Below are 16,493 nucleotides of genomic sequence, written 5' to 3' on the forward strand. Positions count from 1 at the left end.
TCGCCGTGGACAAAAAAGAGTTCATATTTACCGGTTCACGAATGTCTTGGTGTCGCCGTGCCGCCGTGGTTCTATTTACCACTGGCTTGTCGTGGATCGCCCTGTCTTGGTGTCGCCGTGCCGCCGTGGTTCAAACATTTGATCTACAGTTGTCGGGATAAGGAGCCGTGCCGCCGTGGTTCAAATATCGGATTTCCCGAGCGGTGCGACCGCGGTTAGTTTTTGCCATACGTTGTGTTAATAATTCATATCGTACATGCTGCCGGATGGCTTTCTTGTTGGCTTCTGGCAGACCTGGCACTGTATAACAGGTTGATCCCGAGGAAGGCCTATGCCTGTTGCCTGGAACTTGCAGCGGCGGTTTTTAAAAGGAAACGTGCTTCCGGTTTCTATCGCTGACATGTTATTATGATGCCAGTAAAAGCAGATGAACTCTTTGTCGGAAGTGGTTTTCTTACTATCTTTCTAGATGGCTCGAGCTACCCGGAAAACTTTTGTTAAAAAAGTAGGTGAGAGGAACTGGGTAGTTCCTCTTCTATCGTCTAATTTTATCTGCGGATGACCTTCTTCTCGCCGCTGGCGTAGTTGAAGGTGACCTCGAGCGGCATCTTGCCGGCTACGCTGTGGGTAGCGCAAGAGAAGCACGGGTCGTATGCCCTGATGACCATTTCCATCCTGTTGAGGATACCCTCTTCCGGAGTGGCGGTGTTGATGATCTTCTGGGCAGTGTTCTTCAGGCCGATGTTGATGGCCTTGTTGTTGTGCGCAGTGGCGACGATGATGTTCGCCTTGGTGATCATGCCCTTCTCGTCGGTGTCGTAGTCGTGGATGAGGGTGCCTCTCGGGGCCTCGATCACGCCTACACCGGTGGCTGCTCTGGGCTTGACGGGCGTGCGGAGCTCTTTGCCAGTGATGGCCTTGTTGCTCAGCAGCTCGACAGCCTTCTCGGACGAGTAGAGCAGTTCGATGAGCCTGGCGTAGTGGTAGAGCAGGGTCATCTGGGCCGGCCTGCCGAATGCCTTGCGGAATTCCTGCAGCTCGGCGTTGGCGAGCGGGGTGTCGATCTTGTCGCAGACATTGATCCTGGACAGCGGCGAGACACGGTACATGCCGTTCTCCCAGCCCATTTCCTTCCAGTAGGGGGCCTTCATGTAGGAGTGCGGGTACACGTATTCGCTGATGTACTGCAGGTAGTCCTGGGGCTTGAATTCCTTGATGGTGCTGCCATCCTTGCCCTGGAGCCTGAGGACACCGTCGTAGAGCTCGAGGTTGCCGTTCTTGACTAAGCCCATGTGCATGGACTCGGCTTCGCCGAGGAGCTTGATCGCGTCGATGTACTGGTTGAAGATGGGCTTCGCCAGTGCGAGGGCGTTCTGCGAGTAGGTTACAGCCTGCTTGGCCATGGGCAGCAGCCTGTCGACGTCAGCCTGGGTTAAGCCCTTGCTGATACCGCCGGGGATGTAGGTCACGGGGTTGATGGACCTGCCTGCGGTGGCCTCGACGATCTGCTGGCCGATCTTCCTGAACAGGACTGCCTCGGTGGCGAGAGCGGGGTTGGCGCCCACGATGCCGAAGACGTTCCTCTGGGTCGGGTTGCCGTCCGGAGTGAACACGAAGTCCGGTGCTGCGAGGAAGTAGAAGTGCAGCGAGTGAGAGTGGATGAACTGGCCGTACTGCATGAGCTCACGGAGCATGTTTGCAGTCTGGGGCGCCTGTACACCGAAGCACTCATCGGTAGCCTTGGCGGCTGCCAGGTGGTGAGATACGGGGCAAATACCGCAGATCTGGGTTACGGTCCTTGCGGCTTCCTCAACGGGCCTGCCCTGGAGGAACTTCTCGAAGCCCCTGATCTCCATGATGTTGAGCCTTGCGTCGGTTGCCTTGCCGCTGTCATCGACATCGATCGTGATCTGCGCATGGCCCTCGATTCTTGATACTGGTGCGACTTTAATCTGTTTAACCATGATAATCACCTTATTTCTTAGCCGTCTTCTCGACTGCCTTCTTGGTCAGGAACGAAGTCGGCAGGGTGTACTTGTAGAAGTTGCCGATGGGGTCGTAGACTTCTGCCACGAACTTGTCCAGGTCGGTGTTCGGGTCGTCGTCGAGGCCGAAGCAGGAGGATACTGCGCTGATCATGGCAGAGCCCTGCTCAGGGGAGTTCTCGCACGGGCCGAAGCAGCCACGGCATGCGACACCTGCGGACGGGCACATTGCACCGCAGCCTGCCCTGGTGGCGGAGCCGCTGCACAGGTAGCCCTGTTCGAACAGGCACTTCTTCTCGTCGATGGTGCCCTCGAAGGGCCTGAGGATCTTCTTGAGGTTCCTCTCGGACTTCTCACGGCCGCACTCGTCGCAGACGGACTTGGTGCTAAGCTTGTATTCGGCAGCGCCCAGCAGGCTCAGGATAGCCTGGGCGATCATTGCCGGCCTCGGTCCGCAGCCCGGGATCATTGCGTCTACCTTTACGTAGTCGCTGAGGGGCTTTGCGTCCGGAAGCAGGGTCGGGAGGCCGTCCATGTACGGGTGCCTCTGGATCTCGTTCTTGGTGCTCTTCGTGGTGACGTAGACCTCTTCGAGCAGCTGCTCGGGGGTGTAGAGGTTGGCCATGCCGGGGGTGCCGCCGAAGCAGGCACAGCTGCCCAGAGCCACGAGGATATCAGCGTTCTTCCTCATTTCGAGCAGTTCGTGCAGGTTGTCAGAGTTCCTGACACAGCCGGAAACGATCGCGACGGTTGCCTTGGGCACGTGCTTGACGTCCATAAGGACCGGGATGTAGACGAACTCAATCTTGTCAAGGATGGGTAAGAGAGCCTCGTGGGTATCCAGTACCGAAATTTCGCAGCCGGCACAGGCACCAAGCCAGGTCTCCATCACTTTTACTTTCGACATACGTTCAACTCCGTTCCGGGCTTCGCCGAAATATAATACTCCTTTGATGCCCGGTATTAGCTACAGTCTTTTTGCGGCAATGAGGTATATAAGACTTTAGTTATAACTGAAAAAATTTTCACCCAGCCTCGAATGCATGGGTTGCAATCGTATGGGCTGCATGCGAAAATGGGTATTCCGCAAGCAACATTTTTATCTCCCGATTATTCCTATATATTATGTATCTACCGCTATCAAGGTAATCTTTCTTAGGCCGGCCTACTGCGGAACTATCACTGACAGTACGGGTATAAATAATAAGCTTATATAGGTGATATACTATATAATATAGTACAATTGACATCGATACAAATAAATTATAAGTTGATTATGATTATTTATAGAAATTATTGGAGAAAGTTTATATCATAATAGTGCTAAACATAGTCCTTAAACATGGTAAGCAAACCCATGTGGCATGTATACAGTATAATCGCTGTTATTTTTATATACCGGCTGAGAACCGTTGCGAGAACAAAGGGAGGATGATAGGGAAAATTGATGGAGCAGAATAGAAAAGGATTTAATATGGGGGATAATACGCAGTGCGAAACAAATATAAAAGCTTTGGGCCATTGGCAAAAAATAATATAAAAATGGCTCTGTTGGTTGAAAACGACTTCGTAATCTATAAATAGATTGTGTAGTCATACAAAATCAACCAACTTATTAAAACATAATGGCTGGTGCTAACGTGACGACGATATCATTAGATATCCAGAACAGGACCTGTACTGGTTGCAATAATTGCGTTGTCGCCTGCCCGGTCAATGCGTTGGAGTTGACGGTTGCTAACCCGGTAACCAAAAAGAAGACTTACAATGTTTTGAACGGTAAGGCAGTGGTTGTCGATGAGGAAGTCTGCAATGGTTGCGGCATTTGCCTTGAAGTCTGCCCTCAGAGAGCTATCACGCTTACAACGGAGTGAGATTGTATAGGAGGAGGAAATACCTTGTTTCCCAGTTATTCGAAGAAAACAGAGAACAATAAGCAGGTAATCGAACAGAAGCTGCTGACTCAGAAGTTAAATCTGACGGTGGATCTGGATCGGTGTACTGGTTGCGGAGTCTGTATTGACGCCTGTCCGGAAGAGGCAGTTACCTATGGGCCGATCGGCGCTGTGAGCCGTGGCAAAGCCAAGGTCTCCAAGGTCGATGTCGACGAGAAGAAGTGCTCTTTCTGCGGCGTATGCAACATCCTTTGCCCGTTCAACGCGATTAAACTCGCAGTGGACGGCGTGAACAAGCTCCCCATTCTTGAGCAGCAGGGCTTCCCTGTCCTTGAGAAGAAGGCGAAGATCGACGACTCCAAGTGCAGCAGATGCGTCTTGTGTGAAGAGGTCTGCCCGAGGGATGCTATCAAGAGGGATGTAGCCAAGGTCGATCAGGGCCATAAGGCTGCTTCGACCATGAAGTACGCGATCGATTACAAGCTCGACGACCAGAAGTGCACGAAGTGCGGTATCTGCGCTGAGGCTTGCGACGCTTTCAAGATCGAGTACAAAGAGCCGACTCCCCTGACTGTTAAGAGGATTGGCGAGGTTAAGTTTGACGAGAAGAAGTGTGACGCCTGCAAAGTCTGCGTAGAGATCTGTCCTGAGGACGCAATCTCGATCGAGCGCAAGATCATCGAAGAGCCCAAACTCTCGGGTAAGGTCGCTATCGACACTGACGAGTGCGTCACCTGCACCTGGTGTCAGGTCATCTGCCCCAAGGACGCGGCCAAGGTTGAGAAAGTCTTCGAAGGCGAGCTCACCATCAACACCGGCAACTGCCCTGCCGGCTGCTCTACTTGTGTAGATGTCTGCCCGTGCAACGCACTGTACCTGCCTATAGTTGAGGAGGCTGGTCATAAGCCCGGCAAGCTGGCGTATAACAAGGACTTCTGCATCTACTGCGGTGCCTGCATCAACGCATGTCCGGCTGACAGCACGATCACCATGAAGAGGAACAAGATCAACGTCTCGGGCGAGAAGACCAACCTGTACAACAAGATCGAGGCCAAACTCTTCGCAGAGAAGACCCCCAAGATCAAGGAGGCCTAACCATGACCGCATTAGAATCACAGGTAATGAACCTCAACAAAGGTTTAGTCAACTTCACTCACGACGTAGAGAAGGCTGGCGGAGAAAACATCTCTGTGTGCTACCAGTGCGGAACCTGCACCGGCAGCTGCCCCCAGGGAAGGCGCAACGCCCTCAGAACCAGGAAGATCATGAGGATGGTCGCTCTCGGCATGAAGGAACAGCTCCTCCGGGATGACAGTATCTGGTATTGCTCGACCTGCTACACGTGTACTGACAGGTGCCCCAGACATGTCAAGCCGACTGACGTCATCATCGCCCTGAGGAACATGGCCACCAGGGAACTCCTGGTGCCGAAGAACTTCGTGCAGAACATGACGTTCATCAGCCAGACCGGCCACGCTGTCCCGAACAACGACGCTAACAGGGCTCTGCGTGTTAAGCTCGGCCTGAAGGCGGAACCCCCAACCACGGCTTCCAACCCCGAGTACATTCCGGGCATCATGAAGATCATGGAAGCTACCGGTCTCATGGCCATCAAGGCTCAACTGGAGGCTAAGAAATGAGTCACTCAGCATCTAACAAGAACTCACTGTATTTAGGCTGCATCGCTCCGAACCGTTACCCGGGTATTGAGGCTGCAACCCTGAAGACTGCCAAGAACCTGGGCCTGGAGTTCGCTGACCTGGTCGGCGCTTCCTGCTGTCCCGCTCCCGGCGCCTTCGGCAGCATGGATGTCCTGACCTGGGAAGCCCTGGCTGCCAGGAACATCTGCCTGTCCGAAAAGATGGGCATGGACTGCACCGTCGTATGCAACGGGTGCTACAAGTCCCTGTACGACGTGAACGAGAAGCTGAAGGAGAACCCGGCGGAGAAGGCCAAGGTCAACGAGCTGCTGAAGCTTGCGGACATGGAGTTCCAGGGCACTATCGAGGTCAGACACCTCGCCGAGCAGCTCTACAAGGACGTAGGGATCAAGAAGCTCAAGGACTCGGTTGTCACTCCCCTGAACGGTATCAAGGTCGGTATCCACTACGGTTGCCACATGCTGAAGCCCAGCAGGGAAAGAAGGTTCGGCAGCCCGGCTTACTCCAGCGAAAGGCCCACTTTCCTCGATGAGATGGTCGAGGCTCTCGGCGCAACCTCGGTAGATTACAAGGAGAAGATGATGTGCTGCGGAGCCGGCGGCGGTGTCCGTGGTTACAAGAAGGATTACGCATTGGACATGACCAACGAGAAGCTCAGGAACATGCAGGAAGTCGGCGTCGACGTCATCGTCGATGTCTGTCCGTTCTGCCACCTGCAGTTCGACCTCGGCCAGGTAGAGATCAAGGAGAAGTTCGGAGACTCTTACAACATACCAGTGCTGCATTTCTCCCAGTTGTTAGGCCTCGCCCAGGGCATGAGCCCGGAAGAGCTGGGCCTGAGCGCGCACCAGATCAAGGTTGACAAGTTACTCGACAGGATTGTGTGAGGGGATAAGATATGGCAAACGGTAAAGAAAACAGAGTAGGAGTCTTCATCTGTCACTGCGGTACTAACATTGCCGGCACGGTTAACGTGAAGGCACTTGCAGAGTATGCAAAGACTCTCCCCGGCGTAGTCGTCGCTGACGAATACCCGTACATGTGCTCGACCCCCGGTCAGGAAAAGATCAAGGTCGCAGTCAAGGAACAGCAGCTGGACGCCATCGTAGTGGCAGCATGCACTCCGCGTCTGCATGAGCCGACTTTCAGGAAGGCTACCGAGCTGGCTGGCTTGAACCCGTTCGTGTTCGAGATGGCTAACATTCGTGAGCAGTCCTCGTGGATCCACATGAAGGAACCCGAGAGGGCAACCGAGAAGGCCAAGGACATCGTCCGCATGGCAGTCGCAAAGGCCAAGCTGCTCGAGCCGCTCGAGCAGAAGTCCGTGCCCTGCGAAAAGACCGCAATGGTCATCGGCGCAGGCGTAGGCGGCATCGAAGCCGCAATGAAGCTCGCAGACTCGGGCATCACCACCTACCTCGTAGAGAAGGAGCCCACCATCGGCGGCTACATGTCTAAGCTGGACAAGACGTTCCCGACCCTCGACTGCTCCCAGTGTATTCTGTCCCCGAAGATGGCAGAAGTCGGCAGGCACCCCAACATCAAGCTGATGACCTACGCTGAGGTCGCCAACGTCGACGGTTACATCGGTAACTTCAACGTCACTGTCAGGAAGAAGGCGAGAGGCGTTATCGAGGATGCCTGCAACGGCTGCGGCGACTGCGCAACAGTATGCCCGGTCACCAGGCCCAACGAGTTCGATGTCGGCATGGGCCCGAGGAAGGCCATCTACATCTGCCACGCGCAGGTAGTACCCCTCAAGTTCACCGTCGACTTTGACAGCTGCGTAAAGTGCGAGCTGTGCGTCAAGAAGTGCGGCGACAAGAAGGCCATCGACCTTGAGATGAAAGACTCGTTCGTCGAGATCAAGGTCGGCTCCATCATCGTGGCAACCGGCTTCGACCTCTATGAAATTGAGAAGAAAGAGGAGTGGGGTTACGGCGTATACGACAACGTCATCACCGGTATCCACTTCGAGAGGCTCATCAACGCGGCAGGTCCGACCGGCGGCAAGCTGATCAGGCCGTCCGACGGCCAGAAGCCCCACAACGTAGGCTTCGTGCTCTGCGCCGGATCGAGAGACAAGGACGCCCAGCAGTACTGCTCCAGAGTATGCTGCATGTACTCGCTCAAGCACGCCCACCAGATCATGGAAAAGATGCCCGGTGTAGTACCTTACCTGTTCTACATGGACATCAGGTCGTTCGGTAAGGCGTACGAAGAGTTCTATTACAGGATCTCTGACGAAGGCGCCAAGTTCATCAGGGGCAGGGTCGCCAAGATCCAGGAGCTCCCGAACAAGAACCTCCTGGTCCAGGCAGAAGACACGCTGCTCGGCACCCCGATCAACGTAGAACTCGAAATGGTCGTCCTCGCCTCAGCCATCGTACCCAAGAAGACCACCGAAGAGCTCAGGAACAAGCTCATCATCTCGAGGAGCGCAGACCAGTTCCTGCTTGAGGCTCACCCCAAGCTGAACCCGTTCTCGACCTCGACCGACGGTATCTTCCTCGCAGGCTGCTGCCAGGGACCGAAAGACATCCCCGACACAGTAGCCCAGGCAGCCGGCGCGGCTGCAGCAGCGGCAGTACCCATCAACCAGGGCAAAGTCATGCTCGAGCCGATCGCAGGCAAAGTCGACGATGCACTCTGCTCCGGCTGCGGTGTATGCGCAGGCCTCTGCCCGTACAAGGCCATCACCATGGTCGACATTGAGGGAGACAAGAGGAAGGCTAACCTGAACGATGCAATGTGTAAGGGATGCGGCACCTGCGGTGGAGCATGCCCGGCCAAGGCAATCAGGATGCAGCACTTCACCAACCCCCAGATCAGAGCGCAGATAGCTGCATTATTCACTCCTGCAGGCGGTGTCTAAAATGGCTGACGAATTTGAACCAAAAATCCTCGGTATCCTGTGCAACTGGTGTACCTACGCAGGCGCAGACCTCGCAGGTGTATCCAGGGCCCAGTATCCCCCCAACGTCCGTGTCGTCCGTATCATGTGTACTGGACGTGTTGACCCGGCTTTCATCATGGAGGCTTTCAGCCTTGGCGCAGATGCGGTCCTCGTATCTGGCTGCCACATCGGCGACTGCCACTACATAGCTGGAAATTACAAGGCGAGGCGCCGTATCGCCCTGACCAGAAAGGTCATGGAAGAGATGGGCCTGGACGGAAAGAGGCTCAAGATGACCTTCGTCTCGGCATCCGAAGGTGCCCTGTGGGCAGAAGTCGTTAAGAACATGGTTAACGACATCAAGAAGCTCGGACCGAGCCCTGTCCAGAAGAAAGTCGCCGCCGCAGCCCACGGTGCTGCAGCAGCAGACGATGACCTCGCTGAACTCTCGAAGATAAGCGCTGGCAAGAAAGTCGAAGCGGCCCCGTTACAGAAACAGTAACACGGGCATAAGGAGACCCGAAGATGACTAACTCGATAGAAGTTAACCTTATTTCAGGCCGGACCGTCTGGCAGGGCGTGGCAATCGAAGGCCACAAGCATGACGACGGTTACATCAAGGCTTGTGGAATATGCGAGCTCGATGTCGCTGACATGAAGAAGCTCCACGTGTTCCCGGGCCAGACCGTAAAGGTATCATCCGCTTACGGTAATGTAATCGTCCGGGCGGTCAAGGCAACCCAGGGTCCGCACCCTGGGCTGGCCTTTATTCCCATGGGGCCGTGGGCAAACCAGGTCATCAGTACCGAGATGTACTCGACCGGCATGCCCAGCTTCAAGGGAGTCCAGGTCACGATCGAGCCAGCGCCCGGCGAGACAGTCGAGAACGGCATAAAGCTGCTCCAGAGAACCACTTTAAACCTCAAGCAGGAGGCCTAAACATGATGGAATCCAAGACCCAGGCGACCACCGAGTCGAAGAACCTGAAGGTAGTCACGGATGTTGTTTGCCCCTTCTGCGGCACGTTGTGCGATGATATCAAAGTGATTATGGACGGCAACCGTGTCGTCGACACGCTCAACGCCTGCGTGATTGGCAACGAGAAGTTCAAGTCTGCCCAGGCAGGCCACAGGATTCACGCTCCCATGGAGAGGGAAGAGAACTCCGCAGAGTTCGCCCCCGTATCCTACGATTACGCGATCGAGAGGGCAGCCCAGATCCTGGCGAACGCGAAGAGGCCGTTAATGTACGGCTGGTCCTCCACCTCCTGCGAAGCACAGGCGGTAGGCAACGAACTCGCAGAAGTATGCGGCGCAGTCACTGACAACACCGCATCCGTCTGCCACGGTCCTTCCATCCTGGCTATCCAGACTGTGGGCGCACCGTGCTGCACGCTCGGCGAAGTCAAGAACAGGGCAGACCTCATCATCTACTGGGGCTGCAACCCGGTTCACGCCCACCCGAGACACATGAGCAGGTACTCCACCTACCCGAGAGGCTTCTTCACAGAGAGAGGCTTCAAGGACAGGACCATGGTTGTCGTCGACCCCAGGCCGACTGACACTGCGAAGCAGGCAGACATTCACGTCCAGGTCGAACAGGGCAAGGACTACGAGCTTCTGGACGCCCTCAGGACCGCCATCCGCGGCGAGGACATCCCCGACGTGGTAGGCGGCGTCAAGAAAGAGGACATCAAGGCACTGGGAGACCTGTGCAAGTCCAAGAAGTTCGGCGTCTTGTTCTTCGGTATGGGTGTCACCCAGACCATCGGCAAACACAGGAACATCGACATTGCGATTTCCTTCGTAGCCGACATGAACAAGTACACCAAGTTCACCCTCATCGCCATGAGAGGCCACTACAATGTGACTGGCAGCGGCCAGGTCATGTCGTGGCAGAGCGGCTTCCCGTTCTGCATGGACTTCTCCAGGGGCTACCCGAGGTACAACCCCGGCGAGACCGCGGCGAACGACATGCTCCAGAGGAGGGAATGCGACGCAGCACTGGTGATCGCTTCCGACCCCGGCGCACACTTCCCGGTATCGTCCATGAAGTACTACGCCCAGATCCCGACCATCTGCATCGACCCCCACGAGACCCCGACGACCGGCGTCAGCAAGATCGTCATGCCGTCGACTATCGTAGGTGTCGAGGAGGAAGGCAACGCTTATCGTATGGATAACGTGCCCATCCGCTGCAGAAAGGTCTGCGACGCTCCGGAAGGCATTCTCTCCGACAGGGAAATCCTGGAGAGAATCCTGGTGAGAGTCAAAGAGATCAAGGCAGAGAAGAAAGGACAGTGAGAGGTATAGATCATGTCTGCAAAGCCACTGAAAATTCAAAATGAGGTACTCATCAAGAACGGGTTTGTTTATGACCCGTTAAATGGCGTTAAGGGCGATGTCAAGGATATCGCTATCCAGAACGGCAAGATCGTTGAGCCCTCCAAGCTGTCCACCAAGGCGAAGGTTATCGATGCTAAGGGCAAAGTTGTTATGCCCGGCGGTGTCGACATCCACACCCACGTAGCAGGCCCCAAGGTCAACGTGGGCAGGATGTACCGGCCCGAGGACAAGCTCCACGACACCATGGAGCACCGGACGGACATGCTCAGGGCAGGCGGAGGCTTTTCCGTCCCGAGCACTTTCGTTACCGCGTACAGGTACGCCAAGCTCGGCTACACCTTCGTCAATGAAGCGGCTATGCCGCCTCTTCTGGCAAGGCACACCCACGAGGAAATGCACGACACCCCGATCCTGGACCAGTCGGCCTTCACGCTGCTGGGCAACAACTGGCTCGTGATGGAATACATCAAGAAGAACCAGAAAGAAAACCTGGACGCATATGTCGCGTGGATCCTCAAGGCAACCAAGGGCAGCGCCATCAAGATCGTCAACCCCGGCGGAACGGAAGCCTGGGGCTGGGGTAAGAACTGCACGGACATCGACGACCCCGTACCGTACTTCGAGGTTACTCCGAAGGACATTATCCAGGGCCTGTGCGAGACCAACGAAAGGCTGGGACTCCCGCACTCGATTCACCTGCACGGCAACAACCTCGGCCACCCCGGCAACTACACCACCACGCTCAAGACTCTGGCCCTGACCGAAAATATCAAGACCAACAAGAAGTCCGGCAGGAACCAGAACGTCCACTTAACTCACGCCCAGTTCAACTCCTACGGCGGAACGGCGTGGAAGGACTTCGTGTCCAAGGCTGACGAGATCGCCAACTACGTGAACACTCACGACCACCTGACCATCGACGTAGGCTTCGTCACCTTAGACGAGACCACCACGATGACCGCAGACGGCCCGTTCGAGTTCACGCTGCACTCGACCAACCACCTGAAGTGGGCCAACGTAGACGTAGAGCTGGAAACCGGCTCCGGCGTAGTGCCGTTCATCTACGACCCGAAGAACCACGTCTTCGGCATCCAGTGGGCAACCGGCTTAGAGCTCGGCCTGCTCGTCAAGGACCCGATGAAGTGCTTCCTGACCACGGACCACCCCAACGCAGGTCCGTTCACCAGGTACCCGATTGTAGCAAGCTGGCTCATGAGCAAGAAGGCCAGGGACGCCAAGCTCGCAACCCTCCACAAGTGGGTTGGAGAGAGGACCCAGATCAAGGACATCGACAGGGAACTGAGCCTCTACGAGTTCACCCAGATGACCAGGGCAGGCCCGGCAAAGTCGCTCGGCATGTCCAGGAACAAGGGCCACCTCGGCATAGGCGCAGACGGCGACGTCACGATCTACGACCTGAACCCGAAGACGACAGACATCGGCCAGCAGCCAGAAGTCCTCGTCAAGGCGCTCGAAGCGGCGGCATACACCATCAAGGCTGGCGACATCGTCGTCAAGGATGGCGAAGTCGTGTCGGTTGACGCTCCGAAGTACACCATCTGGTCGGATGCGGATGGCTTCAATAATAAGGAAGTCATGAATGATATCGTGGAGAAGTTCCTGAAGTACTACTCGGTCACCTTGAATAATTACCCGGTGCAGGATGTTTATGCTCCGCATCAGCAGGTTATTAAGGCGGGGCCGTTGGCAGGGGGCAACTAATCATGGAGAAAGTTACTTTAACGCCTAACGGTGAGAAGTACCTCGTGCTCGAAGCAGAGTGCATCACCCCCGACCAGTTCGCGGGTAAGACTCTGGAAGAGATCGCTGACATGCAGGTGTGGGAGGGTAACACCACCCACCGCCTCGGCAAGTTCTTCGACATCAGCGGCACTACCGCCGCCAGTGCTGCGGAACAGGCTATCGTTATCAACGGCAGCGTGCCCAGGGTCAAGTACATTGGCAGTAAGATGACTGCCGGCGCCATCCTTTGCAAGGGTGACGTGGACATGTACACCGGTGCCTGGATGAAGGGTGGCAGCATCCTCGTCAAGGGCAACGCAGACGCGTTCTGCGGCATCCAGATGGAAGGCGGCGATCTCGTGATAGAGGGTAACGCCGGCAACTACCTGGGCGCAGCGTACCGTGGCGACTGGAGAGGCATGAAAGGCGGCAACATCCTGGTCAAGGGCAACGCCGGTTGCGACATCGGCGAATACATGATCGGCGGCACGATCACGGTGCAAGGCAACGTCACTATCAACGCCGGCATTCACGCCGGCAGAGCAGTCGGCGCAAAAGAGCCCGGCGGCAAGATCGTGATCCACGGCAACGCCGAAAGCAGAGTAGGCGCCCAGATGACCCGCGGCACCATCTACGTCCTCGGAACCATCGGCACCATGATGCCAGGCTTCGCCCTGAAATCAACGGAAGAAGTAGACCTGGATGGCAAAAAGATGCCGTTCAAGGTATACGCCGGTGACCGCGCAGAAGCCGGAAAAGGCACCCTCTACGTGAAAGCCTGAAACCCCAAAAAAGTTATATAACACATCGAACATCTCTTAATGAGATGTTCGACTCTATTATTTTAAGAGATAATTTTTCAGAGGAAAACATCATGCCGTGGTATAATGTTTTGTTAAACTCCACTATCTCTACCACTCGTTATCTCAACGATAACTATTCCAACGTGGAATTCAAAGTGATCGGGCAGGAAGAGAAGAACGGCCACATTTACCGCATCTCTGAATTCATCATAGGCAACAAGATCATCGTCCACTCCACGGTGGACATGGACGTCGCCGAAAACCCATCTAAATTCGTGGAGATTATGAGGGAGCAGATAACCCCCATCGGCGACGCGCTGCGGGATAACAAGTACATTGTCGAAAGAGAAATCCTGCACCACGACGCTACGTCTAAGGTTTATGTCATGAAGGGAGATGTAAACCTTAAAATCACGGAAAAATACTACAATATGTAAGCTTTTCCGGCATATATACTATATTTTCATCAGGCGTACCCACGCCATATGCCCGATGTACTTTTACAGCTGCGGACTGGAGGAAGGTTCAAAGAATATATCCGAGCCTTCGATGTCGCCGAACGGTCGGGCTTCGACGGTGTCGAAATCGATACCAGGTCAATTGGTTCAGATGCTGAACGCATGCATCTTCTATCGCTTGAGCATGGCCTTCCTATCAAAAGCCTGATCGCCCAGAACCCGCTCCATTATTACCTCTTCGACAATAGCGGCGATTACGAGGTAATAGATGAGATCAAGCCGGAAGTAGTCGTATTCAAAACGCCAAGGGCATCCCTGCTGCGGTGGCCGCTAAAAAAGTTATTTGCGGATCAGATCAGCAAGTACAGTGAACAACTGGGCAAACACCGGGTGGCCATTGAGAACACGCAAAGAAATACCGCCGGACTGAGTAAGCCGCTCTTCAACATCAAAGGTCTGCGTGACTTCGTTTACGAGCACGATATCTCGGTAAACTTTGACGTATCCGACTGTGCAGCCTCTGGCATGGACATACTTCTCTCCTGCGACATGCTGATCCCCAGAATAAAGAACGTCCACTTCAGCGACTACGGAGGCCACGCCTCAAAAGGGCACATATTCCCCGGCTTCGGCCTGCTGCCGCTCGGCCTGTTCCTCTCCAGGCTCCGGGAGTATAAATACAACGGGCTGATCACGCTCGAAGTAGATCCCAGAGATATGCCCTTCGATAGTGAAGACCATATCACGCTTTACAGCGAAATCATCGGGTTCATCAAGAGCTACTTCAAGTAGCTACGTTGCTACTTGTGATACCAGTGGATATCTACGCTTTTGCCTCATTTGAAGTATGCTCGACCGTACTATTACTTACCGGGAGCAGAATCACGAACCTGCACCCCCGGGTATAATCGCCGGACACTCTGTCCTCTACCCATATCCTGCCCCCGTAGTCGTCGATAAGCGTCCGAACCAGGTACAACCCTAGACCCTTTCCCGTCAGTTTCGACCTGTCCTGCACTGAGCGCTGGAGAATTGCTTTCTTTTTCTCGTCCGATATGCCAGGGCCATTATCCTCGATTTCAACCCGGCAAAACAACTGCTCCAGCTCTGCTGCCGGCTTAAGGTAGATATTGATGGTAATATCGCCTTGCGAATGCTTGATCGCGTTGCCCACAATGTTTACGAACACGTCCTTCAGCAACTCGTTAGCCTGCACTGTACAATGATAATCACTTGAAAATGTAATGCTGACATTCCTGCCTGGAACAGCTGAGAACTGCTCCTTCACCTCAGCCAGCATCCTGTTTACGTCTGTTAATATAGGCTTGAGGCCTCCACGCTTCTCTTTCTGCAGCTTCCTGACGCTGTTGATCAGACTTGAGCTGTTTTTTAGCGATTCGACAGCGCTGGCAATGAGTTGTAGATCAGCTCTCGATAGAGACCCGGTCGATTCTAGCTTGTCCGAGATGATCTCCAGAAACCCCAGCGAAGCCTGGTTCATGTTGTTGATATCGTGGCCCATCAGATCCACGTAGAGCTCGGCATGGGCTTTCGCTTCCGACAGCGCAAGCTCTCCCTGCTTCCTCTCGGTCATGTCGACAGCAGTGACAATGCCGGCGGGCTTGCCCAGGTACTCGATCTGGCCGGCGGTAAACTGTGCCCAGCGGGTTTCACCGGATTTTGAGATATATTGTATTTCATACTGGCTTGGTACTGGCTCTCCGCGCTGCCTCGCTAACCCATACTGCCTGACCATCTCCCTGTAGCGGGGATGCACCATTTCCCAGAACTGCTTCTGCACTATTTCCTCCTGGCTAAAGCCGGTGAACTGCGAAGCAGTCGGGTTAGCGTAGACGAGCCTCGTTCCCTGGTACATGAAGATCGCCGTGGGAGACAGCTCTGCCAGCACCCGAAACTTTTCTTCGCTCTCCTTCAGCGCCAGATCGGACTTCTTCCGCTCCGTAATGTCCAGGGCAGTAATCACGCCCGACATTCTACCCTTGTAGACTACAGGCCCTATGCTCACATCGCACCACCTTTCCTCGCCGTCCTTCCTTACGAACTTCAGCTCGAAACGGGCGGGCAGGCTTTGACCGTGCAGCAGCAAATCCCCGTACTCCTTTACCTCTTTCCGAAAATCAGGGTGGATGATATCCCAGTAATACATGTCCTGAAGATCATCGGATGAATACCCGATCATTTCCAGTGCCTTCGGGTTGACATAGATAAACCGGTTATTCTGCACCAGCAAAACTGCAGCCAGAGCAGTTTCTGACAAAACTCTGAACAGCTCCTCATTTTCAGTCAGTGCACTGATACTACGCTTGCGTTCGGTGATATCCGTGATGAAGGCAAAATAGATGGGGACCGGACTACCATCAGGCTGGTACCTGTGTATGATCAACTCCACTGGCAGATGAACTCTGTCGGACCTGACGATAGTTTCTTCCTGCCTGTGGGCTTCCCGACCCATATCCTGCTCATCCATGCCAGCCAGGATGTGAGCTTTAGACTCCAGGGTCGTAAAATTACCGGGCCAGACCTCCCGCTCGACGAACTGCGGCCCGCGCCCTGTAAGCCGGTAGAACTGGGGATTAACAGTAATAATCTCCCCATCCCTCTGCCACGCGATAAAAGACACCATATCGTTCTTGATCGCTTCCGCAGCGAAAGTACCCAGTTCCGACAGGTCACGCACCCTTCACAC

The 16,493-nt window shown here is 54.8% G+C and carries 15 protein-coding genes; 12 read left to right on the forward strand and 3 right to left on the reverse strand.

All coding sequences use genetic code 11. The features are described from left to right. Positions 1–548: 548 nt before the first annotated feature. Positions 549–1,964 (reverse strand): Ni/Fe hydrogenase subunit alpha, encoded by a 1,416-nt coding sequence (locus ACPLPM_RS17515; protein ID WP_424358062.1) that lies wholly within the window; start codon positions 1,962–1,964, stop codon positions 549–551. A gap of 10 nt (positions 1,965–1,974) precedes the next feature. Then, on the reverse strand, positions 1,975–2,892 hold the full coding sequence (locus ACPLPM_RS17520) for a hydrogenase (RefSeq protein ID WP_424358063.1): 918 nt from the start codon (positions 2,890–2,892) through the stop codon (positions 1,975–1,977). 718 nt (positions 2,893–3,610) lie between these two features. On the opposite strand from ACPLPM_RS17520, the gene ACPLPM_RS17525 reads away from it, so the two are divergent. The 12 genes from ACPLPM_RS17525 to ACPLPM_RS17580 are packed head-to-tail and all read left to right on the forward strand — an operon-like array spanning position 3,611 to position 14,578. Next, a complete protein-coding gene (locus ACPLPM_RS17525) occupies positions 3,611–3,859 on the forward strand; it encodes a 4Fe-4S binding protein (protein WP_012036506.1) in 249 nt (82 codons plus the stop codon). Between the two features lie 24 nt (positions 3,860–3,883). Then, the gene (locus tag ACPLPM_RS17530; RefSeq protein ID WP_424358064.1) at positions 3,884–4,975 is read left to right on the forward strand and encodes a 4Fe-4S binding protein; all 1,092 of its coding nucleotides are present in this window, start codon (positions 3,884–3,886) and stop codon (positions 4,973–4,975) included. Between the two features lie 2 nt (positions 4,976–4,977). Continuing rightward, entirely contained in the window at positions 4,978–5,520 is a 543-nt protein-coding gene (gene hdrC, locus ACPLPM_RS17535) for a CoB--CoM heterodisulfide reductase subunit C (protein WP_424356773.1), read from the forward strand. Continuing rightward, positions 5,517–6,428, forward strand: coding sequence for a CoB--CoM heterodisulfide reductase subunit B (gene hdrB, locus ACPLPM_RS17540; RefSeq protein ID WP_424358065.1), 912 nt, complete (start codon positions 5,517–5,519; stop codon positions 6,426–6,428). The genes hdrC and hdrB overlap by 4 nt, the downstream gene beginning before the upstream one ends. 11 nt (positions 6,429–6,439) lie before the next feature. Further along, positions 6,440–8,416: a 4Fe-4S binding protein gene (locus ACPLPM_RS17545; protein WP_424358066.1), complete on the forward strand. Its 1,977-nt coding sequence runs from the start codon at positions 6,440–6,442 to the stop codon at positions 8,414–8,416. 1 nt (position 8,417) lies between these two features. After that, positions 8,418–8,939 carry a hydrogenase iron-sulfur subunit gene (locus tag ACPLPM_RS17550; RefSeq protein WP_424358067.1) on the forward strand — a complete coding sequence of 174 codons (522 nt, stop codon included), beginning with the start codon at positions 8,418–8,420 and terminating at the stop codon, positions 8,937–8,939. Positions 8,940–8,962: 23 nt separating this feature from the next. Continuing rightward, entirely contained in the window at positions 8,963–9,376 is a 414-nt protein-coding gene (locus tag ACPLPM_RS17555; RefSeq protein WP_424358068.1) for a molybdopterin dinucleotide binding domain-containing protein, read from the forward strand. A 44-nt stretch (positions 9,377–9,420) separates the two neighbouring features. Further along, the gene (locus tag ACPLPM_RS17560; protein ID WP_424360010.1) at positions 9,421–10,740 is read left to right on the forward strand and encodes a formylmethanofuran dehydrogenase subunit B; all 1,320 of its coding nucleotides are present in this window, start codon (positions 9,421–9,423) and stop codon (positions 10,738–10,740) included. A 12-nt stretch (positions 10,741–10,752) separates the two neighbouring features. Beyond that, a complete protein-coding gene (fwdA, locus tag ACPLPM_RS17565; protein ID WP_424358069.1) occupies positions 10,753–12,504 on the forward strand; it encodes a tungsten-dependent formylmethanofuran dehydrogenase subunit FwdA in 1,752 nt (583 codons plus the stop codon). A gap of 2 nt (positions 12,505–12,506) precedes the next feature. Next, positions 12,507–13,307: a formylmethanofuran dehydrogenase subunit C gene (locus tag ACPLPM_RS17570; protein ID WP_424358070.1), complete on the forward strand. Its 801-nt coding sequence runs from the start codon at positions 12,507–12,509 to the stop codon at positions 13,305–13,307. A gap of 44 nt (positions 13,308–13,351) precedes the next feature. Continuing rightward, positions 13,352–13,765: a hypothetical protein gene (locus ACPLPM_RS17575; RefSeq protein ID WP_424358071.1), complete on the forward strand. Its 414-nt coding sequence runs from the start codon at positions 13,352–13,354 to the stop codon at positions 13,763–13,765. 48 nt (positions 13,766–13,813) lie between these two features. Further along, positions 13,814–14,578 (forward strand): TIM barrel protein, encoded by a 765-nt coding sequence (locus ACPLPM_RS17580; protein WP_424358072.1) that lies wholly within the window; start codon positions 13,814–13,816, stop codon positions 14,576–14,578. Between the two features lie 31 nt (positions 14,579–14,609). Here ACPLPM_RS17580 and ACPLPM_RS17585 read toward each other — a convergent pair whose 3' ends face one another. Further along, positions 14,610–16,484, reverse strand: a complete 1,875-nt coding sequence (locus tag ACPLPM_RS17585) for a PAS domain S-box protein (RefSeq protein ID WP_424358073.1) — start codon at positions 16,482–16,484, stop codon at positions 14,610–14,612. Positions 16,485–16,493: the final 9 nt, after the last annotated feature.

The sequence above is a fragment of the Methanocella sp. MCL-LM genome (assembly GCF_049676595.1).
Classification (GTDB): Archaea; Halobacteriota; Methanocellia; order Methanocellales; family Methanocellaceae; genus Methanocella_A.